Origin of the sequence: Allosalinactinospora lopnorensis, from assembly GCF_000981225.1 — a bacterium.
GTDB lineage: Bacteria > Actinomycetota > Actinomycetes > Streptosporangiales > Streptosporangiaceae > Allosalinactinospora > Allosalinactinospora lopnorensis.
Genome location: NZ_LAJC01000045.1, coordinates 21,972 through 47,160 on the forward strand (window position 1 = coordinate 21,972; position 25,189 = coordinate 47,160).

The following is a 25,189-nucleotide window of genomic DNA, read 5'->3' on the forward strand; positions in this document are numbered from 1 at the left end:
CGGGGCCGACCGCACGGGACCACCCGGTGGTCCCGTGCGGGGTCCGCTACGCCTTCTTCAGATGGAAGGTCACGCCGAAGTCGTGGGAGGTCACCGTGTGCGTGCCGCCCTCGGGGTCGCCCTCGGTGAAGGTGCGGGCGAGGACCTCGGCCGCGATGGTCCCGGTGTGCTCGGTGAGAGCCCGGACCGTTGTCGCGTCCACGGCCGACCACCACACGTGGATGCGGTCGGTGATCTCCAGTCCGCTGGACTTGCGGGCGTCCTGGATCAGCCGGACGACCTCCCGGGCCAAGCCGGCGCGCTGCAGCTCCGGCGTGAGTTCCAGGTCCAGCGCCACCGTCTCGCCCGCTTCCGAGGCGACGGTCCAGCCCTCGCGCGGCTGCTCGGTGATCAGAACCTCCTCGGAGCTGACCTCCACCGGCTCGTCCTCGACCTGGATGTGGGCCCACCCCGTCGACCGCACCTGCTCGACCATGCTCTTGGCGTCGGCCGTCTGGATGGCCTGGGCGACCAGCGGCGTGCGCTTGGCGAAGCGCTTGCCGAGCGCGCGGAAGTTGGGCTTGACCGTGTAATCGACCAGGTCACCGCCGACTGCGGAGAGCGGGTCCAGCTGCATCACGTTGAGCTCTTCGCTGATCTGCTCGCGGAGCTGCTCGGGCAGCGTGCCGAACTTCGCCGCGCCCACCAGGACCCGCGAGAGCGGCTGGCGGGTGCGTACCCCGGAGTCGGCCCGGGCAGCACGACCCAGCTCCACCAGGCGCCGGGTGAGCGCCATCTGCTCCGAGAGTTCGGTGTCGATCAGCTCCTCGCGGGCTTGCGGCCAGCGGGCGAGGTGCACCGACTCGGGCGCTTCGGGGCGGCGCAGCGCTCCCCACACGTGCTCGGTGATGAACGGCACCATGGGCGCCATCACCATGGTGAGGGACTCCAGGGCCTCGAACAGCGTCGCGAACGCCGACACGCTCTCCGGGGTGCCCGCTCCCGCCCAGAAGCGGCGCCGGGAGCGGCGCACGTACCAGTTGGACAGGTCGTCGATGAACGTGGTGAGCAGCCGCCCGGCCGCGGCCGTGTCGAACCGCTCCATGGCGTCCTCGACGCCGATCACCACCCGGTTGAGCTCGGAGAGCAGCCACCGGTCCAGCAGCGGCCGGTCGGCCGGTGCCGGGGCCTCGGCCAGCTTGGCGTGGTCCCAGGCCTCGCCCGCGTTGGCGTAGAGCGTGAAGAAGGAGACCGTGTTGTAGTAGGTCAGCAGGACCTTGCGGACGATCTCCTCCAGCGCCGTGTGCCCGACCCGGCGCGGCATCCAGGGCGAGCCGCTGGCCAGCATGAACCAGCGCAGGGCGTCGGCGCCGTGGCGCTCCATGACCGCCATGGGCTCCAGGACGTTGCCAGGTGCTTGCTCATCTTGCGGCCGTCTTCGGCGAGGATGTGGCCTAGGCAGACCACGTTCTCGTAGGAGGAGTGCCCGAAGACCAGTGTGCTCACGGTCATCATCGAGTAGAACCAGCCGCGGGTCTGGTCGATGGCCTCGCAGATGTACTGGCCCGGGAAATTGGCCCGGAACGTCTCGTCGTTGCGGTGCGGAGCGCCCCACTGCGCGAACGGCATCGCGCCGGAGTCGAACCAGACGTCGATCACCTCGGGGACGCGCCGTGCGGGGCCGCCGCACTCAGGGCAGGTGATGGTGACGTCGTCGACGTAGGGGCGGTGCGGGTCGAGTCCGCTGAGGTCCTGCCCGGCCAGCTTCCCCAGCTCGGTGAGCGACCCGACAACGGTCGTGTGCTCCTCCTCGCACTGCCAGACCGGCAACGGGGTGCCCCAGTAGCGGCTGCGGGACAGCGCCCAGTCGATGTTGTTGCGCAGCCACTCGCCGTACCGCCCCTCCTTGACGTTCTCCGGGAACCAGTTGGTCCTCGCGTTCTGCTCCAGCAACTGGTCCTTGATCGCGGTCGTCCGGATGTACCAGGACGGCAGCGCGTAGTAGAGGAGCGGGGTGTGGCAGCGCCAGCAGTGCGGGTAGCTGTGCTCGTAGTTCGCGCTGCGGAACATCAGCCCGCGGTCGGTGAGGTCGGCGACCAGCGCCTTGTCGGCCGTCTTGAAGAACTGGCCGCCGATGAGGGGGAGGTCGGCCTCGAACGTTCCGTCAGCGGTCACCGGGTTGACGACCGGCAGCCCGTAGGCGCGGCAGGTGGCCATGTCGTCGGCGCCGAAGGCCGGGGCCTGGTGGACCAGGCCGGTGCCGTCCGCGACCGTGACGTAGTCGCCGCGCACGATGAAGTGCGCCGGCTCGTCGAAGTCCACCAGTTCGAACGGGCGCTGGTAGCTCCAGCGTTCCATCTCGGCGCCTTCGAATCGCTCGCCGGTGAGTTCCCATCCCTCGCCGAGAACGGTCTCCACCAGATCCTCGGCGAGCACCAGACGCTCGGTGCCGTCGGTGGCGACGACATAGGTGACGTCGGGGTGAACGGCGACGGCGGTGTTGGAGACCAGGGTCCACGGGGTGGTGGTCCACACCAGCAGGGCCGCGGCGCGGTCCGGCTCGGCCAGCGGCCCCGAGGTCACCGGGAAGCGGACGTACACCGAGGGGTCGGTGACGGTTTCGTAGCCCTGCGCGAGCTCGTGGTCGGAGAGCGTCGTCCCGCAGCGGGGGCAGTAAGGGCTGATCCGGTAGTCGCGGACCAGCAGGCCCTTCTCCCAGATGGTTTTCAGCGCCCACCACACCGACTCCACGTACTCCGGGTCCATGGTGCGGTAGGCCTCGTCCATGTTGACCCAGTAGCCCATGCGCTCCGTCATGGCGGTGAACGCACCGACGTTGCGCAGCACGGACTCGCGGCAGTAGGCGTTGAACTCGGCGACGCCGAAGGCCTCGATGTCCTTCCGGCCGCTGAGTCCGAGCTCCTTCTCGACCGCGACCTCGACGGGCAGGCCATGGCAGTCCCAGCCGGCCTTGCGGTTGACGTGGTACCCCTTCATGGTCTTGAAGCGGGGGAACACGTCCTTGAACACTCGGGCCTCGACGTGGTGCACACCGGGCTGGCCGTTCGCGGTCGGCGGGCCCTCGAAGAAGACCCAGTTGGGGCCGCCTTGGGTCTGCTCCAGGGAGCGCTCGAAGATCTTCTGCTCCGACCAGCGGTTCAGGACCTCATGCTCGATCTTGGGCAGATCGACCTGGGCCGAAAGCGCGGGGAACGGCCGGGGACCGCGGTTCTGCTCGTCCGACATCGGGTGCACCTCTACATCAGGGGTCGTTCACCTGACGGAGGGACGAGGCGCGCGGCCCCGCGGTACCACCCTCCTTGGGAACGCCTGTCGCGTGCCCCACTTCGTTCCTTGCGCTGCCGGTTCTACTGAGCCCCGGGCGGTGACGCCGAGTTGCGCCGCGGCCGTTCTTCCGGCGGCTCCGGGGTGATCTTCCCGGCGGTCATGCCCCCGGGCTTCCACCGTCCCCGGGTCGCTCTCGGCTGTGTCCGCCGCTACTCGTCCCCATCCACGCCTTGCTTGTTCCCGAGGATAATGCAATCGGCGCAGCGGTCCACGTCGCTTCGGTCCCGCTGGACCCGCCGGTGCATACTTGCGGCCGGATACTTCGGTGAACGGACATGACGGGAAGGACGCGCGATGAGCAAGGCGGAGCAGACGGGGACCGTACTGGTGACGCTCTCCGAACGCGAGGACGCCGAGGAGCTGGCCGAGCAGTTGGAGACGCAGGGGTACGAACCGTGCCTGGTACACCGCGACATGCTCGCGGGCGAGGACGACGCCGAGGACGTCGACTGGGTGATCGAGGTGCGCACCGGTCCGCACGGCGGTCCGGCCACGTTCGACGAGCCGCACCTGCAGATGCTCGCCGAGGATTACGGCGGGTTCGCCTCGGCGCAGTGAACCGGGGGGTGGGAGGCGCAACGCGCCGCCCGCCGCTCCCTCACCACTCGCTGCCGTGCGGCGACGTGGGACGCGTTTGCCGCAACACGTCGGGTATCCCGTTTAAAGCAGAGGAATCGGACCCCCGGAACACGGGAACACCTGAGGGTGAACAACCCACAGTGTGGCCTTACGCCGTGGTTGATTGATCCGCCTCACGCGGGCGCTTAAGCTTCCCGGCACCGTGTGACGATCGGGCGCCGCAGCTGTGTTCTCGCACGTCAAAACGGGGAATTGAGAAAGTCGGCCGCTGTGGGAGCGCGGCCGGTGCGTGAGGAGCTGGGTACCGACGATGGCGGCGACAACAGCGGGGCTGAAGAGGGATCCCGCGGGGAGGAATGCGAGGGGGCTATGAGCGTGACCGAAGCTGCCGGTCTCCCTGTTCGCCCTGGGGAGGACAAATGGACCGAGGCAGAGCTGGCCGAGGTTCGCCAGGAGCTGGAATCCGATATCGCCCTGCTGCGTGAAGAGATCGCGAAGGCGAAATCCGAGCTGGCGGAGCGGCTCGCGGACTCGGTCGACGGCGCGGGGGACGACCCTACCGACACCGGTGCGAAGGCATACCAGCGCGAGCACGACCTGGCATTGGCCTACAATACTCGTGACCTGCTCGCGCAGAGCGAGCGGGCGGTCGAACGGATGGAAGCGGGAACCTACGGTGTCTGCGAGTCGTGTGGCAACGCCATCGGCAAGGCGCGCCTGCAGGCCTTCCCCCGAGCTACGTTGTGCGTGAAGTGCAAACAGCGTGAGGAGCGTCGCTGACTGACATAGAGCCCTCCGGGGACCAGCAACAGGACCAGCAGCAGAAGGTGAACACACCCGCCGTGCACCGGCAGCGACGCTTCGTTCTTTTGGCGGGCGTGGCGGTCGTCGCCCTGGTGGTGGACTTCGTCACCAAACAGTTCATGCTGAACTGGCTCGCCCCGGGGGAGAGTGTCGAGATCGTGGGTGAGCTGCTCCGGTTCACCCTGGTCTTCAACTCGGGCGCGGCGTTCTCCATCGGCTCCGGGGTGCCGTGGCTGTTCTTCCTGATCGCATCCGGGGTGGTCGTCTACATTCTGGTCGCGGCCCGCAAGCTGCGCAGCACCGGCTGGGCGGTCGCACTTGGCCTGATCCTGGGCGGAGCCTGCGGCAACCTCATCGACCGGGTGTTCCGTGCACCGGCTCCGCTGCATGGCGAGGTCGTCGACTGGCTCCAGGTTCCGAACTGGCCGGTGTTCAACGTGGCCGACTCCTGCATCGTCGTCGGCGGTATCCTCGCTGTGATCATGGCCTTCAAAGGCGTCAACATGGACGGGTCCCTGGAGGGCGAGAGCGGAACCGGCGGCGAGGGAGAACGCGCGTGACCATTGTGGGTGATCACCGCAGCATGCCGGTGCCCGACGGCCTCGAGGGCGACCGGCTGGACGCGGCGCTCGCCCGTATGTTCGGCCTTTCCCGCACCCGCGCCGCCGAGCTCATCGCCGAGGGAAACGTGCAGGTCGACGGCGGTACGGCGGCCAAGTCCGACCGGGTGCACGCGGGCGCCTGGCTGGAGGTGACCCTGCCCCCGCCGCCGCAGGCACCGACACCTCGGCCCGAGCCGGTCCCCGGGATGCGTGTCCTCTTCGAGGACACCGACATCGTCGTGGTCGACAAGCCCATCGGGGTCGTCGCCCATCCCACGGTGGGCTGGACCGGCCCCACGGTGCTGGAGGGGCTCCTGGCGTCCGGTGTCCAGTTGGCCACCGGTGGCGCGGCCGAACGCCAGGGCGTCGTGCACCGGCTGGACGCCAACACCACCGGGGTCATGGTCCTCGCCAAGAGCGAGGCGGCCTACAGTGCGCTCAAGCGCGCCTTCAAGGGGCGGACGGTCGACAAGCGCTACAACACTCTCGTGCAGGGGCACCCCGACCCGCTGCGGGGCACCGTCGACGCGCCGATCGACCGCCACCCCTCGGGCGACGGGCGGTTCGCGGTGGTCGCGGGCGGGCGCCCCTCGGTCACCCACTACGACACCCTGGAAGCCTTCCGCGCGGCCAGCCTGCTGGAGATCAAGCTGGAGACCGGCCGCACCCACCAGATCCGGGTGCACATGGCGGCGCTGCGGCATCCCTGCGTCGGCGACCATCTCTACGGGGCCGACCCCACGCTTTCCGAGCGGTTGGGTATCACCCGCCAGTGGCTGCACGCCGTGCGGCTGGGATTCGAACACCCGACCGAGGGGCGGTACGTGGAGTTCGAGAGCCCGTACCCGGAGGATCTGCAGCGGGTCATCGATCAGCTCCGGGAGGACTGATACCGGCCGCCGCGCCGGGTCCGGCGGTCAGTCGCTGGCGGGGGTCAGCGTCGCGTCCACCGACAGCTCCGGGCGCGTGTTGAGCGTCTGGAAGACCACGCAGAAGCGCTCGGTAAGCTCGAGGAGCCGGCCGATCCTCTCCCGGGGTTCGTCGCTGTCGATGTCGTAGTGCAGCCGGATCGCGCGGAAACCCACCGGCGCCTCCCGGGTGACGCCGAGAGTGCCCCGGAAGTCCAGGTCCCCCTCGGCGTGAACGGTGGCGTCGCGCACATCGACGCCGATCGCCGTCGCCACCGTCGTGAGCGTGACACCGGCGCAGGCCACGAGTGCTTCGAGGAGCATATCGCCGGAGCAGGCCTCCATTCCGGTTCCCCCGGACGCGGGGTGCAACCCGGCCGTCACCAGCGCACGGCCCGTCTCGACCTTGCAGGTCAGGCCGGTGTTGCCGAGCCGCCCTTCGGCCCTGAGGGTGACTACAGCGTCGGCGGGCTCGGCGCGGTACCGGTCCTTCAGCGGTGCCTGCAACTCCCGCAGTTCGGTCGCCTCCATGCGGGACTCCCTTCGCCGTCCGGTCCCGGTGTCGCGGTACAGGGGTACCGCGACACCGCCTGGTTCTGAGCATAGAGGGCCGCCGCGCCGGGCGCAGGGCAGCGAGAGTGCGCCGGCCGGTCTGCGCGGCGGGCGTGGCCGGCGCCCCCGTTGGTCACCGGTCCCGCTCGGCCTCGCGCAGCAGTTCCGACATCGTGGCCTCCGGACTGGCGATCTCCGGATCGGTGCGGACGTCGATCAGCGTTGGTGCGCCGGCCGAGACCGCCTCGGTCAGCGCCTTCTCCAGTTCCTCCGGTGTGCCGGCGGTGGCTCCGCGGGCGCCCAGGCCGCGGGCGTAGCTCGCCAGGTCCAGCGGGCCGCTGATGTCGATACCGGCGGTCCGTCCCAGTTCTCGGGCCTGGTGCATCGCGATCGTGCCGTACAGGCCGTTCTGGAACACGATCACCACGATCGGCAGGCCGAGTCGGCACGCCGTCTCCAGTTCCTGCCCCGTCATCAGCGCGCCGCCGTCCCCTGCCACGGCGACCACGGTCCGGTGCGGCTCCACGAGCTTGGCCGCCACCGCCCCGGGCACCGCGTACCCCATGGCCCCGCTCGTCGGGGCGAGCTGGGTGCGCGGCGCGCGGAACCACCAGCCCCGATGCAGAAACGCGGCGAAGTTGCCCGCGTCGTTGGCGATGACGGTGTCCTCCGGCAGAACCCGGCGCATGCCCTCCACCACCGCCCAGGGGTGCAGCCTGCCCTCCGGGTGGTCGAGGGCGCCCGGAGGAGCGGTCGTGGTGCGCACCCACGCGTCGCGCGCCTCGCTCCAGTCCCGTGGCGGGGCTGTGGCCGGCGCCTCGGCCAGGGAGGCGAGTGCCCGCCGCGCGTCGGCGACCGCTCCCAGCCACACCGGGCTGACGGCCCCCACCTGGTCGGGGTCGATGTCGATCTGGGCGACGGTGGACCTCCTGACGTCCTCGGCGGTCGACGGAAGCCGGTAGGTCTGGGTGGTGATCTCGCTCAGCCGGGAGCCGACGACCAGTACCGCGTCGGCCTCCTCCAGCGCTCTCAGTACCGGCTTCGGGCAGCCGAGCCCCAAGTGGCCGAGATAGAGCGGGTGGTCGTTGGGAAAGACGTCCTGGCGCCGCCACGAGGTGTAGACACCGGTGCGGAAGCGCTCGGCGACGGTGACCAGCTCCTCGTGGGCGCCGCGCGCCCCGCCGCCAGCGATGATCACCGGGCGTTCCGCACGGCTGAGCCACGCGGTGAGGCGGTCGCGTTCGTCGTCGCCGAGAGGCGGGCGGGGCGGGACGGTACCGGGCAGTGCCGGCGGCGCAGGGATGCGCTGCCCGAACAGGTCGGCCGGGACGGCGATCGCCACGGGGCCGGGACGTCCGGTGGTGGCCACCCGGATCGCTCGGGCGGTGATTTCGGGGAGCCGGTCGGCGCGGGTCGCCGTGGTCGTCCACTTGGTGATGGGGGAGTAGAACGCGGTCAGGTCGACCTCCTGGAACGCCTCGCGTCCCAGGTAGTCGGTCTCCACCTGACCGAGGAACACGATCATCGGTGTGGAGTCCTGCATGGCGGTGTGCACGCCGATCGCGAGATTGGCCGCCCCCGGCCCCCGGGTGGCGGCAGCGACCGCGGGGAACCCGGTGAACTTCGCCTCCGCCTCCGCCATGAACGCGGCGCCGTTCTCGTGCCGGGTCGAGACCAGTTGCATGTTGCTGCGCTGTTCGATCGCGTCGGCCAGCTCCAGGAAACTCTCGCCCGGAACGGTGTAGCAGCGCCGGACATGGGCGGCCGCCAGGACATCGACGACCTCTTCGGCCGCGGTACGCAGAGGGGATTCGGTCACGGCGCTCACGAGAGTCCTTCCTTGTGCGCGGGTTCCTGATCGGTTCTCGGTGTCCGGGCGGCGGTACGCGGTGCGGGAGAGCACCGGCTGTCTCCTCGCGCCCCTGGACGTAGGGTTCCCCGTGGGGCGGGCGGGCTGTCCGGGACCGCACGGCGGGCCCGTTGTCCGGGGACGGCGGCATGGCACGCGCTCCATCGGCATGCGCAACATCGACCGGGTGGCTCCCTCTCCCTTCTGCCCGGCAGCGGCCGGATCGTCACCTGTTCGCGCGCGCCTCAGGAGAGGCCGAGCGCGCGCAGCCCGGCCGCGGTCGCGGCGGCGACGAGGATGACGAGCAGGAACGGGGCGCGGAGCAGCAGTGCGACCGCGGCCGCCGCCAGGCCGCTCACCCGGGGGAGGTCGAAGACGAGGGCGCCGTCCTCGGTGACGGCCTGGATCGCGACCAGGGCCGCCAGCAGGGCGATCGGCACGGTCATCGCGAAGCCGCGCACTTTGGGGTGGTCCAGCAGTCTCCGGGGCGCCGCGAGCCCGGCCAGTTTCATCAGGTAGCAGCCGAGCCCGGTGACGAGGATGACGATCCACACCGTCATGGGCGGACCTCCCGTTCCCGGTCGCCGGGGGTGTCGCCGTCCGAGCCAGCCGCGCCGCCCATTCCGGCCAGTGCGGCAACGGCAGCGAGCAGGACCGGAACCCCCGGCGGGACCAGCGGAGTCGCGGCCAGGGCGATGAGCACGCCGAGCAGGGCCACGAGCCGGCTTCGGCGGCCCTCCTCCCGCAGCCGCGGCCAGACCAGTGCGAGGAAGAGCGCGGGACCGACCGCGTCGAGGCCGAACACGGCCGGATCGCCGATCCGGTCGGCCGCGAGCGCGCCGACGAGCGTGGTCAGGTTCCAGCAGAGGAACAGCGATGCGAAGGTGACCGTGTAGCCGGTCCGGGCGTCGCGCCTTCCGCGCTGGGCCAGGGCGACAGCGGCGGTCTCGTCGATGAGGCCGTGCGCCGCCGCGATCCTGCGGCCGCCGTGCCAGCCGAGGACGTCGGCCAGGCGCAGCCCGTACAGCGTGTTGCGCGCGCCGAGCAGCAGCGCCCCCGTGGCGCCCGCCATGACGCTGCCACCGCCGGCGACCACACCGACGAGGGCGAACTGGGACGCCCCGGTGAAACAGAGCAGGCTGAGCGCGCACGCCTGCGCGACCGAGAGGCCGGCGGTGGCCGCGGTCGTCCCGAAGGCCAGGCCCGAGACCCCGACCGCCAGCCCGACCCCGAGCCCGTCGCGGGCGGGAGGGGAGAGCGAGAAGGCAGAGGTGTTCACACCCGCGACGCTAGGCGCGGCAGAGGCGCCCGGTCTTGAACGTTCTTGCGGCTGCGGGGCCTCGGCTCCTGCCGGTGATCGGCTCCTTGGCGGCGAGCCGCCGAGGAAGCAACGCACCGCTGCCGGAACCGGCCGGGTTCGCACATTTCCGGGCCACATCGGCGACCTTGCGACCCGACTCAACCAGGTTCAGCACCTTGCGCCGAAACTCCGGCGGATAGCCACGTCGTCCCATGCCACTCTCCGTTCACGATCGAATGGCATGGAATCCAACAACTCACCTCCGGACAACCCGGGGCACACCAAAGTCTCCGGGTAACCGGGGGAACCTCAGGCGCCCAACCGCAACACGGCGTTTCTCAGGCACGCTCACCGGCTCATCGGCGCATTTGCGGCCTTCAGATGGGCACGCAGGAACGCAAGCTCCCGGTCGCTGATCTCCTCAAACGCATCGCCCAGGTACACGTTGAAGTGACCGAGCGGGTAGTGCCGGATGTCAGCGTACGGGGCTCGCGCCGCGATCCGGGCGGCGAAGGTGCTGGAGGCCTGCAGGTCTCGGTCAGCCAGCACCATGAGCAGCGGCATAGTCAGGTGCTCGGCGGTACCTGGGGCGTACTTGGGAAGGTTGAAAATGAGCCGCGGCGCTAGCTCATTGCGCCATCCGCATGCCTCGCCGCCCAGGGCCTCAAAGGTAGCCGCGGCGTCGGGTTCGGTGAACACCGCTACTTGGCCGGCGGGCGCGACCACCGGTACGAGATAGGGCGGCTCGCCACGCCTGGCTCGGCGAAGATCCCGGAGCGCGGCAACCGTGAACTGGATCGTGCGCGCGGTGACTTCCCAGTTCAGCCGTTGCCGCAGATTGCGCCCGCGATGCATGCCGTCGATCATCGGTACCTGGGACACCACTGCGGCGAGGGTCGGGTCGGTGGCGGCGACCGCGAGCACGTGCCCACCGCTGAGCGAGGTGCCCCAGATGGCAATGTGTTTCGTGTCGATCTCCGGCAGACCGTGAACGTAACGGATCGCCGCCCGGTAGTCATCGCGTTGCGCGTCCACGTCGATGACTTGGCGTGGTTCGCCCTCGCTGGCGCCGAAGCCGCGGTAGTCGAAGACCAGCGCGGCGATACCGCCCCCAGCGAACTTCTCGGCGTACCTTGGCAGACCTAGGCGCTTGGTACCGCTCCCGCCATGGCCCATCACCACGCACGGCACAGGCTCCGACAGGTCGCCGGGCAGGTAGAGGTCAGCCGCGCACCGCACCCCACTGGAATCGAAGAAGACTTCTCTCGAAGACACCATGACGACCTGCTTCCTGCGGATCGACCAACGGTGGCTACGGTGTCCACGATCGGCGAACAAATGACCGTCGGACTCTCCGAAGCCCACGGGCCAACACCTTCAGCATTCCCGGTCACCGGTCGCCACACCAGGGACCTAGATCCTGTTTTGGGGTCAGAGCCGGTCTTAGCGCGGGCCAGGCCGCCGCCCAAAGCGACACCCAACATCCTCGCAGTCATAGCGCGCGGCCACAGCCCGATGCTGCTTGAGCCGGTCGGTCGCGCATTCCACCGCGTGGCGCTACTGGTAGACCTCGGCGTCGGAAGAGGGCGGACGTCCGCCCTGGCTGCCGCGCGCCCGGCGGTGGACGGCCCGGTAGGCGGCGTAGGAACGGTCGGCCTCAGCGCGTAACCGCTCCCCATCGACAGTGAGGGGTCTCCGCGATCCTCTTGGTCGCAGTGGTCTCGCCGGTGGTTGCGGTGTCCTGCGCCCTCCGGTGCGCTTTCCAGCGGTTCCACAGGGGCCACAGCAGCGCGAGAAGGACGAGGACGATGATGGCCGCGCTGATCGGGCGGGTGAAGAAGGACAACCAGGGGTGGGCGTCGCCGCTGGCGGCCAGCAGCCCCTGCCCCTGCCCCGATTCGATGATCGGCCCCAGGACGACGCCGAGCACGATCGCGGGCGGCGGCAGTCCGAGGTGCCGCAGCCCGTACCCGAGGATGCCCAGCGCCAGCATCAGCACGACGTCCAGCGGGTTGTTCCGCACAGCGTAGGCGCCGATGATCGTGAGCAGGGCGATGGCCGGGACCAGGAGGTGCGTCGGCGTCCGCACCACGGTGCGCTGCAGTGCCCGTCCCGCGACCAGCCCAACGGGGGCGAGCAGCAGCACCGCGACCGCTAGTGCCAGGATGAACGTGAAGGTGAGTGGACCCTGCTCCACGAAGAGTTCGGAGCCCGGCCGCAGCCCGTGGAGCAGGAGCACCCCGAATATCACGGCGTCGGCCGGAGCGCCGGGGATTCCCAGGGTCAGCAGCGGATGAGTCCTCCGCCGCCGACGGCGTTGTTGGCCGTCTCGGGCGCCACCACGCCGTCGACCTCTCCCTTCCCGAACTTCTCGGGGGTCTTGGAGTTGCGTTTCGCCTCGTTGTAGGCGACCAGATTGGCGACGTTCCCGCCCGCACCGGGCAGCATGCCGACAAAGGTGCCGATGAACGCGGAGCGGACGAGGTTGACCGGACGGGAGAGAACGTAGCGGATGGTGCGCGGCAGCAGCCTCGCTCGCGCCGGGTCTGCTCCTTGTGCATCGCGGCCGCGCGGCCGCGCGGCCGGCGGGGTCGACGATGAGATCGATCATCGCCGGAACGGCGAAGAACCCGATGAGGGCCACGATGAGGGGGACGCCGCCCTGCATCTCGGTGAAGCCGAACGTGAACGGACGTCGCCGCCGACGGGGGCGATGCCGATCGCGGCGATCAGCAGCCCGAGGAAACCGGCGGCGAACCCCTTGAGCAGCGACTTCGCGGCCAGGCTGGCGATCATGGTGAGACCGAAGATGCCGAACCAGAAGTACTCCTGCGGGCCGAACGCCAGGACGACGTCGGCGATCAGCGGGCCGAGCAGCAGCAGCCCGAGGACTCCGACCAGGCCCCCGACGACCGACGCGGTCGTCACGGCGATGATCGCGGTCTCGCTGCGGCCCTGCTTGGTCATCGGGTAGCCGTCGAAGGTGGTGGCGATGGACGACGGTGTGCCCGGGGCGTTGACGAGGATCGCGGTGAACGAGCCGCCGTAGATCGCGGCGACGTAGAAGGACCCCATCAGGACGAGGCCGCTGGTGGGATCCATGGTGAAGGTGATGGGGAGGAGCAGGGCCAAGCCGACGGTCGCGCTCAGCCCGGGGGTGGCGCCGACGGCCATGCCGCCGACGACCCCGGCGAGGCACAGCAGCAGCATCTGAGGCGATACGACCTGCACTAGAGCATCCTCGAAACCTGGGAACATGTGAGCTCCTGGGACGATGCCTGGATGGTGGGGACTCCGCCGCCCGGGAAGCGCGGGCGCAGCGGATGCGGGTGGGCGTCCGCGGCGGGGCGCCGGGCGCTAGCCGTTCACCATGTCGAACTGCTCGAGGAGTTCGCGGGCCTCTTCCGTGCGCCGCGTGGTGAAGTCTGCGCATTCCTCCGGGCCCATGTTCTCCAGGTGGTAGCCGAGTTCCTCCGACTGTTCGACCACCTCGGGGTCCTGGCTGACCTCGGCGAACGCATCGGCCAGCGTGGTGATGACGGTTTCTGGCGTGTCCGGCGGCACGGCGACACCGCGCCACGCCCCCTCAACGATGTCGAAGCCGCTCTCCACGAAGGTCGGCACGTCCGGGAACTCGGGGAGGCGTTCCTCGGAGGCGACGGCCAGCACGCGCATCCCCTGGTCCTGGAGTTCCAGCGCCTCGGTGTTGTAGGTCATGAGCGCGTCCACCTGGCCGCCGAGCAGCGCGGGCGAGGCCGCCGCGGTGCCGCTGAAGGGACGTAGGTCAGCTGCGCACCGGAGTCCCGCGCGAGCGCGAGGGCGCCGGTGTGGTTGGCGGTGAAGGAGCCGCTTCCGCCGAGGGTGAGCTGTTCGCTCTGCGCGGCCCGCAGGAAGTCCTCCAGGGTGCCGTGTCCGCCGTCCTCGGAGACCACCAGGGCGTTGGGCGTGCTCTGGAAGATGTAGGCCCACTTGATGTCCTCGGTCTCGTAACCGGCCTCTCCCCGGGCGAGCGGTTGGAGGATCACGTGCGGAATGTTGGCGCCCATGATCGTGTATCCGTCGGGTCTGGCCTGGTTGGCCAGCTCCGACCAGCCCACCGCCCCTCCGCCTCCCGGGCGGTTCGAGACCACAACGGAGGTGCCGAGGACCTTCTCCAGCGGCTGCTGCTGGAGCCTGGCCGTGATGTCGGACTCCCCGCCCGGGTCGAACGGGAGTATGTACTGGATCGAGTGAGCGGGGTAGTCCGCCCCTCGGCCACCGCCGGGCACGGCCTGCCTCGCGCAGCCCGGCAGCGCCAGGGTCGCCACCCCGCACGTGGTGAGAAAAGCCCTCCGTGACGTTCGCATGCTGCCTCCTCGTCGTGCCGCCTCGGCACGGGGAGAGGGGATGGGGGGTAGGGTCCGGTGGCGGATGCCACCGGACCGCGGGGTTCCGGGCAGGGGCCCGGACGCGTACGGTTGGGTGTTCTACCGCCCCTGCGGGCTGCGGAACAGTGCTTTCGGGGCTCTGCCGCCGGGCGGCCGGTGCGGGTCGGTGTGCGGGCACTCCTCCTCTCTGCGTGCCGGGTTCTCCTGGTGTGTGCGGGTGCGGTCCCTCGCTCAGAGGCGCTCGCGCAGCAGGTCGCGCAGTGCCGGCTTGAGCTCGATTCCGATACCCGGCTCCTCCGGCAGCCCCACGTAGCCGTCGGTCACCGGTGTGGACTCGGCGAATCCGCCGAACGGCTCGAAGACCTTCGGGTAGGACTCGCACCCGCCCAGGCCGAAAGCCGCCGCCAGCGCGAGGTTGATCTGGTTTCCGCCGTGCGGGCAGAGGCGCCCGGGCGACCAGCCGCCCGAAGCGAGTTCGCGCAGCATCGCGGCGTACTCCGGAACCCCGTAGCTCAGCGACGGGTCCATCTGCAGTACGTCGCGGTGCGGGCGCAGGCCGCCGTGCCGGCGGAGGTTGCGGACGTCGGCCGCTGAGAAGAGGTTCTCGCCGGTGGCGAGGGCACCCGCGTACTCGTCGGCGAGGACCGCGTGCGTCCGGTAGTCGAGCGGATCGCAGGGCTCCTCGTACCAGAGGAGGTCGTAGGCCGCGAGCGCCCGGCCGTAGCGCAGCGCCTCCTCGACGCCGAAGCGCCCGTTGGCGTCCACGGCCAGGCGGCAGCCCGAGGGAAGCAGGTGCAGCACGGTCTCGATCCTCCGGAGGTCCTCCTCCAGAGGCGCGCCGCCGATCTTGATCTTGACGTCCCGATAGCCGAGGTCGAGGTAGCCGCGGATCTCGTCCCGCAGCGCCTGGAGGGGCTTGTCCGGGTGGTAGTAGCCGCCGGCGGCGTACACCCACACCGACGACGCCGGCTGCTCCCGGAGGCCGAACCGCTCGTGCAGGAGCCGGTAGAGCGGCTCCCCAGCCGCCTTGGCGGCCAGGTCCCACATCGCCATGTCCAGCGTCCCCACGGCCACGGCCCGGTCGCCGTGCCCGCCGGGCTTCTCGTTCTCCATCACGGCCTGCTGGACCCTGACAGGGTCGACGATGCCGGTCGAGGGATCGAGGAGCCGTTCCGGGGAGGCGTCCTCGACCCTGGGCAGGATGCGGGTGGAGAGCAGGCCGGACTGGGCGTAGCGGCCGTTGGAGTGGAACCCGTAGCCGACCACCGGCTCCCCGTCCACGACGAGGTCGCTGTGCACGGCCACGATCGAGACCGTCATCCGGGAGAAGTCGATCACCGCGTTGCTGATCTGCGACGCGATCGGTGCCTCACCGTAGGTGATCTTGGTTATCCGCATGTTCGTGGTCCTCGTGCTCTTTCGGTGGCGCGGAGCGCGGCGGCGGCCCGCGTGCGCCCCACGCGCAGTCGGCCACCGGGAGGGGCGGTCTTCAGAGGTGGTCGACCAGGGCGCGGGTGACCTCCTTCGTCGTGGCCTCACCCCCGACATCGGGGGTGAGGACGCCCTCGGCGGTGGCCGCGGTGATCGCCTGCCGCAGCGACGCGGCGGCGGAGGCCAGGCCCAGGTGGTCCAGCATGAGAGCGGCGCTTCCGAAGGCGCCGATCGGGTTGGCGATCCCCCGGCCGGCGATGTCGGGGGCGGAGCCGTGCACCGGTTCGAACATGCTGGGAAAGCGCCGCTCGACGTTGATGTTCGCGCTGGCCGCCACCCCGAGGCTGCCGACCAGCGCACTTCCGAGGTCGGAGAGGATGTCGGCGTGCAGGTTGGAGGCCACGACGACGGACAGGCTCTCGGGGCGCAGTACGAAGCGCGCGGCCATCGCGTCGACCAGCACGAGTTCGGTCTCGACATCGGGGTACTCCGCCGCCACCCGCTGGAAGACCTCGTCCCAGAGCACCATCCCGTATTGCTGGGCGTTGCTCTTCGTGACCCCGGTGACCTTGGAGCGGCGGCGCTCGCGCGCGAGGTCGAAAGCGAAGCGCATGATGCGCTCGCACCCCGTCTCGGTGAACAGCGCCGACTGCACGGTGACCTCGTGGCCGACCCCGCGCGCTCCCAGGTTGCGCCCGCCCAGGCCGGCGTACTCCCCCTCGCTGTTCTCCCGGCCCACGACCCAGTCGAGGTCCGCCGTGTCGGCGCGCCGAAGAGGCTCTGCACGCCGGGGAGGAACCGCACCGGCCGGATGTTGGCCCACTGGTCGAAGCCCTGGCAGAGCGCCAGGCGCAGTCCCCACAGGCTGACGTGGTCCGGCACCGTCGGCCAGCCCACGGCTCCGAAGAAGATCGCGTCGAAACCGCTGAGCAGGTCCAGACCGTCCTCGGGCATCATGCGCCCATGGCGGCCGTAGTAGTCCGATCCCCAGGGGAAGTGCTCCCAGGAGAGCTCGAACAGTTCGGCGCCGTCGGCGAGGGCGGACAGCACGGTCTGCGTCGCTTCGACGACTTCGGTTCCGACGCCGTCGGCGGGGACAGCGGCGATTCTGAAGGACGGGCGGGTGTTCAACGTGACTCCTCCGTGGCTGTACGGGAGGGGGCGGTGTGTGCTCGCCGGGCGTTTCCGAGAGTTCGGTGCGCGCCGGCCGGCGGCGGAACCAGCTGGGCGATCGGGGTCGGGAGACGGGAACGGCGCGAAGCGCTGCGTTGCGTCGCGGGGCCGCTCATAGGGCGTCGACGATGGCCAACCCCAGATCCTCCGTGCCGGCCCTGCCCCCGATGTCGGGGGTCAGCGGTGCCTCGCCGGAGCCGAGGACCGATTCGACGGCGCGCATAACGTGTGCCGCGGCTTCCTCCTCGCCGAGGTGGTCGACCATCATGGCGGCGGACCAGATCTGGCCGATCGGGTTGGCGATCCCCTTGCCCGCGATGTCGGGCGCGGAGCCGTGCACCGGTTCGAACATCGAGGGGTGCACGCGCTCGGGATTGATGTTCGCCGAGGGGGCGACGCCGATGGTTCCCGTGACGCCGGGGCCCAGATCGGAGAGGATGTCGCCGAACAGGTTGCTCCCGACCACCACATCGAAGCGTTCCGGCTGCATGACGAACTTGGCGCAGAGGATGTCGATGTGCTCCTGGCCGGTCTCGACGTCCGGGTATTCCGCGGAGATCTCCGCGAACCGCTCATCCCAGTAGGGCATCGAGTGGTAGATCCCGTTCGATTTCGTGGCCAGTGTCAGGCTCCGGCGGCCGAGTTTTCTCGAGAACTCGAAGGCGTAGCGCAGGATCCGGTCCGTCGCCCGCCGGGTGAAAGTCGCCACCTGCAGGACCATCTCGTTCTCGGTGCCCGCGCCCTGGCGGCCTCCCATCTGCGAGTACTCGCCTTCGCTGTTCTCCCGGACCACCCAGAAGTCGATCTCCCCCGGCGTGCCGGTGTGCACGGGAGGAACCAGGCCGGGAAGGAGGCGGACCGGGCGCAGGCTCACGTACTGGTCGAACTCCCTGCGGATCGGGATCAGCAGTCCCCAGAGGGAGACATGGTCGGAAACACCGGGAAAACCGACCGCGCCGAGCAGGATCGAGTCGTGGTCCCGCAGCCGGTCGATGCCGTCGTCGGGCATCATCCGCCCGCTCTTCCGGTAAGTCTCGCAACTCCAGTCGAAATGGCGGAATACGAGTTCGAAACCGTATTCGGAACTCACCCGATCAAGAACGCGCAGGGCCTCGGTCATCACTTCGTTGCCGATCCCGTCGCCGGGGACCACCGCGACTTCGTAGCTGCGCACACAAACTCCAAGCGTACTGAATCGGCTTTCCGCCGCTCCCGGATAAAGCGGGGCGGTGGACCGTCCGGTCAGGTGAACATCTAATTTCAGGGCCTGCTGCACTGTCCAACACCGATATCCGATGGACTCGATAGGCGGCGCCTATTCCCGATACCGATGGTGAATACCCCTGCCCTCCGTCCACCGGGGGAGCTGAGGCGGCAGGGGAGCGGCGTGTGCCTAGCGGTGGGTGTTGTGCGCGGAGGCGAGGGCGATCTCGCGAAAGGAGCGGGCCGCGGGAGTCAGCGGCGCCCTCCGGTTCAGCAGGAAGATCCGGATCCATTGCGCGGGGTCGAGCTGCAGCACCTGCGCCCCGCCCCTGCGTGCCGTCCGGGTCCACGCTTCGGTCAGTATCGCCACTCCGGCGCCGTTGAGGACGAGCGGGAGGATGGCCTCGCGGTGGGCGACCTCGACCGCGATGGGGAAGTCCACCCCGTCCGCCTGGATCTGGTCGACGATATGGCGCATCCGGCTGCCGGCCGGGGCCGCGATGACCCACTGCCCGGCCAGCTGCTCCCAGGTGATCCGGCCCACGTCGCCCAATGGGCGACCGGGAGGCGCCGCGAGGATGAACCTCTGCTCCTCGATCATGTGCGCCTGCACGCCCGGCGGCCGCAGTTCCTCCCCGGAACCCGCCAGGGCCAGCTCGCAGCTGCCGTCGCGTACGGCGTCGATGGCCTCCTGGACGGTGAATACCGCGTGCACGTTGACGACGATGCCGGGGTAGCGCTTGGTGAACCTGGTGACCATCGTGGTGAGGGGCTCGACGGCCTGCGACGGCATCGCGGCGATGTCGACCCGGCCGGAGCGCACCCCCTTGATGGACTCCACCGTGGCCCGGGTCGTTTCGAGGTCGCGGAGTACCTGCCGGGCGGGGGCGACCATCGCGTGCCCGGCCTCGGTCAGCACGACACGGCGGCCGACCCGGTGGAAGAGGGCGACCCCCAGGTCCCGCTCCAGCGTCTGGATCGCCTGGGACAGCGAGGGCTGCGCGACGTGCAGCCGCTCCGCCGCGCGGCTGAACCCCTTGTGATCGACGATGGCGAGGAAGTACTCGAGCTGGCGGGCGTCCATACGAAATCCAGTCAACCAACCGCGGACAACAGGGCCAACCTATCGCCGTTCCCGACCCGCGGCGCAGGGCACGCCCGTGCGGCTTGTCCCGCGCAGGCTGGTTCCGAGACTGGAAGGACGGGGCGGGAGCCGGGGGAGCCGCCTCCCGCGCGAGCCGGCGCCCGGTGCCTTCAAGGGCTGCCGCCGGGCCCGAGGCGCACCGGCCCGGGGCGGCGGCGATCGGCGGCCCGGAACGTCTACCCATCGAGGGGGTCCGATGCGCGTGCTGGTGACGGGGGCCACCGGCTATATCGGGGGCCGGCTGGTGCCCGAGCTGCTGCGAGAGGGGCACGAGGTCAGATGCCTGGCCCGTTCCCCGGGGAAGTTGCGGGACCACCCCTGGCGCGGGGAGGTCGAGGTGGTGGGCGGCGACGTGCTGGACCGCGAGAGCCTGGACGCCGCACTGGCCGGTGTCGAGGTCGCCTACTACCTCGTGCACGCCATGGCCGGGGGAGGCGGGTTCGCGCACCGCGACAGGGAGGCCGCCCAGGCGTTCGCCGGCGCCGCCGGCGCCGCCGGCGTCCGGCGCATCGTGTACCTGGGCGGGCTGACCCCGGCCGGCCAGGACCTCTCGCCCCACCTGCGGTCCCGCGCGCAGGTGGGGGAGGTCTTCCTCCGCTGCGCCGTCCCCGCGACCGTGCTGCGGGCCGCGGTCATCCTGGGGTCGGGCTCGGCCTCGTTCGAGATGCTGCGCTACCTCACCGAGCGGCTGCCGGTCATGACGACGCCGCGGTGGGTGTCGAACCGGGTCCAGCCGATCGCCGTCCGCGACGTGCTGCGGCTGCTGGTGAAGTCGGCGGAGCCGCCCGCGGAGACCAACCGCGGTTTCGACATCGGCGGACCCGACGTGCTGACCTATGCCGACATGATCCAGCGCTTCGCACGGGTCGCCGGAGTGCGGCCGCGGCTCATCCTCCCGGTCCCTGTTCTCTCGCCCGGCCTGTCGAGCCTGTGGGTGGGCCTGGTCACCCCCGTTCCGGCCGGTATCGCCCGCCCTCTTGTGGAGTCCCTGCGCAACGAGGCCGTCTGCGCGGAGAACGACATCGCCGACTACCTCGACGACCGGGACCGCCTGGGATTCGAGGAGGCCGTGCGGCTGGCACTGCGGCGGATCGGTGAGGCCCGGGTGGACACGCGCTGGTCGTCGGCGGACTGGCCGAGCGCGCCGTCGGACCCGTTGCCCACCGACCCCGACTGGGCGGGAGGATCGCTGTACGCGGACGAGCGGACCCGTCCGGTCCCGGCGTCCCGGACCGCGCTGTGGCAGGTGATCGAAGGCATCGGCGGAGAGCGGGGCTGGTACTCGTGGCGGTCCGCGTGGTCCGTACGCGGCTGGCTGGACCGCCTCGTCGGAGGGGTGGGGCTGCGCCGCGGCCGGCGCGACCCGAGGCGTCTGCGAGTGGGGGACTCGCTGGACTTCTGGCGAGTCGAAGCGATCGAGCCCGAGCGCCTGCTGCGCCTGCGCGCCGAGATGCGCCTTCCGGGCCTGGCCTGGTTGGAGCTGCGCGCCGAGCACCCGGCCGGGCGCGGCACGGTGCTCCGGCAGCGCGCCCTCTTCCACCCGCGGGGACTCGCCGGCCAGCTCTACTGGTGGGGGCTGGCGCCCCTGCACGGGCTCGTCTTCGGCTCCATGGCACGCAACATCGCCGAGGCGGCCCGGAAGGCCGAGCAGGGCGGGCAGCAGCGCGGACCGCGCTGACCACCCGGCCCCGGCGTGCGGGAGCGAACCTCCGGCCGGCACCGCCCGCGTGCGGTGCCGGCGGTCAGTTCTGCAGCCAGACCGAGAGGTTCAGCGCCCCGGCGTAGACCACCCACGCCAGGTACGGCAGGAGCAGCGCCGCCGCGGCGCGGCTGCGTCGCGCCGCCAGTACCACCAGCACCGCGATCGAGGCCGCGAGCAGGCAGACCCAGCCGAAAGCCGCCCCGTACCACCCGGCGCCGAAGAAGATCCAGGACCATGCGGCGTTCAGCGCCAGGTGCGCCGCGTACACCACGAAGAACCCGCGGGCCACGGTGAGGCCGGCGGCCCGCCACACCAGCCACCCCGCGGCGGCGATCAGCAGGTACAGCACCGTCCAGGCCGGGCTGAACAGCCACTGCGGAGGCGCCCAAGCGGGCAGCTGCAGCCGGGTGTAGACCTCACCGGCGCCGATCGACGCGAGCCCTCCGAGGAGGGCGGTCAGCGCGACGGCCGCGGCGAAGCCGGCCGCGGCGAGGACCGCGCGTCCCGGCGGCACCGGCCTGCCGGAGGAGATCGCGGACATCAGCGCTTCCTCGTTTCGCCGTAGACGGTACGCTCAGGGCGACTATCCGGTCGGGAGCCGCGCAAACACCAGAGGCCCCCCGGAAGGGCCCTCCGGGAGGTACGGGACGTTCACCCGGGGCGCAGGGTCCGCCACGCGTGCTCGGCCGTGGTCGCCGACATCGGAACCAGCGGCACCGTGGCCCCCATGGCCAGCTCGCGCGGCAGCGTCGAGTGGCCGTCGAGGAAGTCCAGGACATCACGCAGTGAGTTGCGGCCGAACAGCCGGGCGAAGAATTCGGCGCCGTCCAGCCGCCCGGTGTCCAGGGCGCGCAGCAGGACGGCGTCCATGGCCAGGTGCCGCCGGCGGTGCGGGACCGGCGGAACGGGGACTCGGCCGCGCGCCAGCGCCCGCACCACCGCGGCCGCCTGCCGCTGGATGCCGCTGAAGGTGTAACCGGTGGACGGGCGCGTCGCCCCTCCCGCCGCTCCGATCCGGAAGACCCGGCGTCCCGCTCGCGTGCGGAACCGGGCGCTGGTCATCGGGATGGCCCCCTGCTCGGTGGCGGTCACCGTGAACTCATCGAGCCGCAGAACGCGCCCGGTGTAGTCGCGCAGCGCGCGCTCGTACCCGGCGTCGTCCAGGATCTGCCTGGTGAACTCGGTGTACTCGACCAGGGCCTCGCGCGCCGACAGGGGAAGCAGGTAGCCGAAGGACACCCCGTTGGGCGGCTGCGGCGTCCGCAGGTCCATGAGCACGACGTCGTCGGGGTCGAAGGCGTCCTCCTCGGTGCGTACGAACCAGCCGCGGAAGTGCTGCAGGAGCGTCGTCGGCGCCGGCGGGAGGCGGGAGGGCGGCCGGGAGTCGAACACCCAGCGCGCGGCGAGGGCGAAAGGGACGCCGGCCGGGTCCACGGCCCGGACCGCGGCGCGCCCGGGGCCGTCCTCGATACCGGTGACAGCGGCGTCGTAAGGCGTGACGCCGCCGTCCAGCCCCGATCTCACGTGCGCTTCGAAGTCGCCGGAGCGGAGCATCTTGTAGGCAAGGGGCGCGACCCGCGAGCGGCGCCGGCGGCCGTCGGGGCCGATCACCGCGAGCCGGTCCCAGCGGGCGGCCAGGATCCCGTCCCACTCCCCGCCGTCGTGTTCCCAGAAGCACCAGGTGCGCGCCGGGGCGCGCAAGGGGCCCGGGGGCGGCTCCAACAGCGCGATCCCGCCCCTCCCGGCGCCCGGCAGGTTCGCCCTCGCCAAGCGGTGGGTAAGGGACAGCCCAGCGGCGCCGGCACCCACGACGGCCACGTCGAACTCGCGCATGCCGACCAGCATTGCACGGGGGCCCGCCCGCTTCCACGACAGCCACGGACGGGGTTTCATGCGCGGTCTGACACCAAAGATGGCAGCACAGGCGGTGACCGGAGAGTTCGACCATGCCGCAGCCTCCTACGACCGGATGGTGGGCGCGAACCCGGGCTACCACCGGCATCTGCGGATGTCGGCCCGGCGGCTCGGGCTCGCCGGCGGCGGCGCGGGGCTGCGGGTGCTCGACCTGGGGTGCGGCACGGGCGCCTCCACCGCCGCTCTGCTACGCGCCCTGCCGCGGGCCGAGATCATCGGGGTGGACGCCTCCGCGGGCATGCTCGCGGAGGCCCGCTCCAAGCGCTGGCCTCCGGCGGCCCGGTTCGTGCACGCCCGCGTCCAGGACCTGACCCCCGAGCTGCTCGGCGGCCCGGCCGACGCACTGCTCGCCGCCTACCTGCTGCGCAACTGCCCCGATCTCGACGCGGCGCTCGCCGCGATGCGCTCGCTGCTGCGCCCCGGCGGGCGGCTCGCGCTGCACGAGTACTCGGTGGCAGACTCGGCCGCGGCCGGTGTGGTGTGGTCCCTGGTCTCCTGGGGGGTCATCATCCCGCTGGGCCGGGTCCGCACCGGACGCGCCGACCTGTACCGCTACCTGTGGCGCAGCGTGCTGGACTTCGACGGCGCCGCGGCCCTGCGCCGGCGCATGCGCGCCGCGGGACTGGAGAACGTGCGCACGGTGCCGCTGCCCGGATGGCAGCGCGGCATCACGCACACCTTCCTCGGGCGCGTCCCGGAGCGGGCCGCGGACGGGGAGGGGGCGCGGTGAGCGCTCCGCGACGCGATCCGCGGGCGGTGGTACTCCCTCCGCCCGCCCCGAAGGGAACCGCGCCGCGGACGCACCCCGTGCGGCCGTCATCGGCGGGGGTATCGCGGGGCTGGCCGCCGCCACCGCGCTGGCCGAGCGGGGGGTGCGCACCGCCGTGCTAGAGCGCGAGGACGGGCTCGGCGGGCGCCTGCGGGGCTGGCCCACGACCCTGCGCGACGGCACGACCGTCACCATGACCCGCGGGTTCCACGCGTTCTTCCGGCAGTACTACAACCTGCGCGCACTGCTGGCCCGCGCCGACCCCGGCCTGGGGATGCTCACCCCTCTGCCGGACTACCCGCTCGTCCACACCGCGGGCCTGGAGGACCGGTTCGCGGGCCTGCCGGCCGCACCGCCGTGGAACGCGGTGGCGCTCGCCGCGCGCAGCCCCAGCTTCCCCGCGCGCGAGCTGGCCGGTGTCAACATCGCCGCGGCCCTGCAGCTGCTGGACGTGGACGTCCCGGGGATCTACCGCCGGCTCGACCACGTGGACGCGGTGGAGCTGCTCACCGCGGTGCGCTTCCCGCGCAGTGCCCGGCACCTGGCGTTCGAGGTGTTCTCCCGCAGCTTCTTCGCGGATCCGCGGCGGCTGTCGGCCGCGGAGCTCGCCGTCATGTTCCACGTCTACTTCCTCGGCTCCAGCGAGGGCCTGCTGTTCGACGTCCCCAGCTCTCCTTTCCCCCAGGCGCTGTGGGATCCGCTCGCCGAACACCTGGAGCGCCTCGGAGCCGAGATCCGCACCGGCGCACCGGTCGACCGGGTGGATCCGGGCGCCCGGCGCAGGTTCGCCGTCCGCCCGGCCGGCGGCCCGGCCGAGGAGTTCGACGCCGTGGTGCTGGCCACGGATACCGGCGGGCTGCGCGCGCTGGCCGAGGCGTCCCCGGGGCTGGCCGTACCGGCGTGGCGGGAGCTCGCCAAACGGCTACCGGGCGCCCCGCCGTTCCTCGTCTCCCGGCTGTGGCTGGACCGCCCTGTGCGCCCGGAGCGGCCGGGGTTCCTGGGCACCGGCGGCTATCCGACGCTCGACAACATCAGCGTGCTGGAGCGCTACGAGGACCAGGCCCGGTCCTGGGCGGCGCGCACCGGCGGCTCGGTCGTCGAGCTGCACGCCTACGCCCTGGCCGAGGGGTGCGATGAGCGCGCCGAACGCGGTCGGCTGGTGGCCCAGATGCACCGCGTCTACCCCGAGACGGCCGGAGCGGGGATCGTGGACGAGCGCCACGAACTGCGCGCGGACTGCCCGCTCTTCCCGCCCGGCGGCTTCGGCGACCGCCCGAGGACCGCCACCCCGGACCCGTGGCTGGTGGTGGCGGGCGACCACGTGCGGGTCGACCTGCCGGTCGCGCTGATGGAACGCGCCGCGACCAGCGGAACGCTCGCCGCCAACGTCCTGCTGAGCCGCTGGGGGCTGCGGGGGCACCCGGTGCGGAGCGTCCCCCGGCGCGGTCGGACGGCACTGCTGCGCGCCCTCGCCCGGTGGGCCCGCCGGCCGTGACACCTGCGGCGGGCACAGCCGCCGGGACCGCGGTCAGCCGGGCCAGCGCCCGGGAGGTGCGCAGGGCGTA

At 71.3% G+C, this 25,189-nt stretch carries 17 protein-coding genes and 5 pseudogenes; 7 read left to right on the plus strand and 15 right to left on the minus strand.

Annotation, left to right across the window (positions count from 1 at the left end; translation table 11 throughout):
* Nucleotides 1-46 precede the first annotated feature (46 nt).
* Nucleotides 47-3,225, minus strand: a pseudogene (ileS, locus tag VS93_RS16605) (isoleucine--tRNA ligase).
* A gap of 396 nt (nucleotides 3,226-3,621) precedes the next feature.
* On the opposite strand from ileS, the gene VS93_RS16610 reads away from it, so the two are divergent.
* The 4 genes from VS93_RS16610 (at nucleotide 3,622) to VS93_RS16625 (ending at nucleotide 6,202) form a co-directional block, all read left to right on the plus strand.
* Nucleotides 3,622-3,885: a hypothetical protein gene (locus VS93_RS16610; protein ID WP_046470834.1), complete on the plus strand. Its 264-nt coding sequence runs from the start codon at nucleotides 3,622-3,624 to the stop codon at nucleotides 3,883-3,885.
* A gap of 390 nt (nucleotides 3,886-4,275) precedes the next feature.
* The gene (locus VS93_RS16615; RefSeq protein WP_046470849.1) at nucleotides 4,276-4,686 is read left to right on the plus strand and encodes a TraR/DksA family transcriptional regulator; all 411 of its coding nucleotides are present in this window, start codon (nucleotides 4,276-4,278) and stop codon (nucleotides 4,684-4,686) included.
* A gap of 47 nt (nucleotides 4,687-4,733) precedes the next feature.
* Complete coding sequence (gene lspA / locus VS93_RS16620) at nucleotides 4,734-5,270, plus strand: signal peptidase II (RefSeq protein ID WP_046470835.1); 537 nt, start codon at nucleotides 4,734-4,736, stop codon at nucleotides 5,268-5,270.
* Nucleotides 5,271-5,275: 5 nt separating this feature from the next.
* Entirely contained in the window at nucleotides 5,276-6,202 is a 927-nt protein-coding gene (locus VS93_RS16625) for an RluA family pseudouridine synthase (protein ID WP_046470850.1), read from the plus strand.
* A 27-nt stretch (nucleotides 6,203-6,229) separates the two neighbouring features.
* Here VS93_RS16625 and VS93_RS16630 read toward each other — a convergent pair whose 3' ends face one another.
* From VS93_RS16630 to VS93_RS16680, 12 genes and pseudogenes are all read right to left on the minus strand, one after another.
* Nucleotides 6,230-6,751, minus strand: a complete 522-nt coding sequence (locus VS93_RS16630; protein WP_046470836.1) for an OsmC family protein — start codon at nucleotides 6,749-6,751, stop codon at nucleotides 6,230-6,232.
* A gap of 154 nt (nucleotides 6,752-6,905) precedes the next feature.
* Complete coding sequence (locus VS93_RS16635; RefSeq protein WP_046470837.1) at nucleotides 6,906-8,600, minus strand: thiamine pyrophosphate-dependent enzyme; 1,695 nt, start codon at nucleotides 8,598-8,600, stop codon at nucleotides 6,906-6,908.
* Nucleotides 8,601-8,866: 266 nt separating this feature from the next.
* On the minus strand, nucleotides 8,867-9,181 hold the full coding sequence (locus tag VS93_RS16640; protein ID WP_046470838.1) for an AzlD domain-containing protein: 315 nt from the start codon (nucleotides 9,179-9,181) through the stop codon (nucleotides 8,867-8,869).
* Entirely contained in the window at nucleotides 9,178-9,900 is a 723-nt protein-coding gene (locus VS93_RS16645) for an AzlC family ABC transporter permease (RefSeq protein WP_046470839.1), read from the minus strand. The genes VS93_RS16640 and VS93_RS16645 overlap by 4 nt, the downstream gene beginning before the upstream one ends.
* A gap of 369 nt (nucleotides 9,901-10,269) precedes the next feature.
* Nucleotides 10,270-11,286 carry an alpha/beta hydrolase gene (locus VS93_RS16650; protein WP_156184884.1) on the minus strand — a complete coding sequence of 339 codons (1,017 nt, stop codon included), beginning with the start codon at nucleotides 11,284-11,286 and terminating at the stop codon, nucleotides 10,270-10,272.
* 292 nt (nucleotides 11,287-11,578) lie between these two features.
* Nucleotides 11,579-12,525, minus strand: a pseudogene (locus VS93_RS30495) (tripartite tricarboxylate transporter permease).
* 3 nt (nucleotides 12,526-12,528) lie between these two features.
* Complete coding sequence (locus VS93_RS30505; RefSeq protein WP_201776660.1) at nucleotides 12,529-13,152, minus strand: tripartite tricarboxylate transporter permease; 624 nt, start codon at nucleotides 13,150-13,152, stop codon at nucleotides 12,529-12,531.
* A gap of 126 nt (nucleotides 13,153-13,278) precedes the next feature.
* Nucleotides 13,279-14,267, minus strand: a pseudogene (locus VS93_RS33470) (Bug family tripartite tricarboxylate transporter substrate binding protein).
* Nucleotides 14,268-14,519: 252 nt separating this feature from the next.
* Entirely contained in the window at nucleotides 14,520-15,686 is a 1,167-nt protein-coding gene (locus VS93_RS16665) for an enolase C-terminal domain-like protein (protein WP_046470840.1), read from the minus strand.
* Between the two features lie 91 nt (nucleotides 15,687-15,777).
* A pseudogene (locus tag VS93_RS16670) lies at nucleotides 15,778-16,769 on the minus strand (tartrate dehydrogenase).
* A 235-nt stretch (nucleotides 16,770-17,004) separates the two neighbouring features.
* Nucleotides 17,005-18,066 (minus strand): tartrate dehydrogenase, encoded by a 1,062-nt coding sequence (locus VS93_RS16675; protein ID WP_046470841.1) that lies wholly within the window; start codon nucleotides 18,064-18,066, stop codon nucleotides 17,005-17,007.
* 219 nt (nucleotides 18,067-18,285) lie between these two features.
* Complete coding sequence (locus tag VS93_RS16680; protein WP_046470842.1) at nucleotides 18,286-19,179, minus strand: LysR family transcriptional regulator; 894 nt, start codon at nucleotides 19,177-19,179, stop codon at nucleotides 18,286-18,288.
* A 256-nt stretch (nucleotides 19,180-19,435) separates the two neighbouring features.
* On the opposite strand from VS93_RS16680, the gene VS93_RS16685 reads away from it, so the two are divergent.
* Nucleotides 19,436-20,917, plus strand: a complete 1,482-nt coding sequence (locus VS93_RS16685) for an SDR family oxidoreductase (protein WP_046470843.1) — start codon at nucleotides 19,436-19,438, stop codon at nucleotides 20,915-20,917.
* A gap of 64 nt (nucleotides 20,918-20,981) precedes the next feature.
* On the opposite strand, the gene VS93_RS16690 is transcribed toward VS93_RS16685, so the two are convergent.
* Both VS93_RS16690 and VS93_RS16695 read right to left on the minus strand, forming a co-directional pair.
* On the minus strand, nucleotides 20,982-21,482 hold the full coding sequence (locus tag VS93_RS16690; RefSeq protein WP_046470844.1) for a TspO/MBR family protein: 501 nt from the start codon (nucleotides 21,480-21,482) through the stop codon (nucleotides 20,982-20,984).
* A 110-nt stretch (nucleotides 21,483-21,592) separates the two neighbouring features.
* Nucleotides 21,593-22,774: a lycopene cyclase family protein gene (locus VS93_RS16695; protein WP_046470852.1), complete on the minus strand. Its 1,182-nt coding sequence runs from the start codon at nucleotides 22,772-22,774 to the stop codon at nucleotides 21,593-21,595.
* A gap of 79 nt (nucleotides 22,775-22,853) precedes the next feature.
* Here VS93_RS16695 and VS93_RS16700 point away from each other — a divergent pair, with 79 nt between their 5' ends.
* Both VS93_RS16700 and VS93_RS16705 read left to right on the plus strand, forming a co-directional pair.
* The gene (locus tag VS93_RS16700) at nucleotides 22,854-23,585 is read left to right on the plus strand and encodes a class I SAM-dependent methyltransferase (RefSeq protein WP_156184885.1); all 732 of its coding nucleotides are present in this window, start codon (nucleotides 22,854-22,856) and stop codon (nucleotides 23,583-23,585) included.
* A pseudogene (locus VS93_RS16705) lies at nucleotides 23,510-25,119 on the plus strand (FAD-dependent oxidoreductase). Before VS93_RS16700 ends, VS93_RS16705 begins: the two are co-directional and overlap by 76 nt.
* Nucleotides 25,120-25,189: the final 70 nt, after the last annotated feature.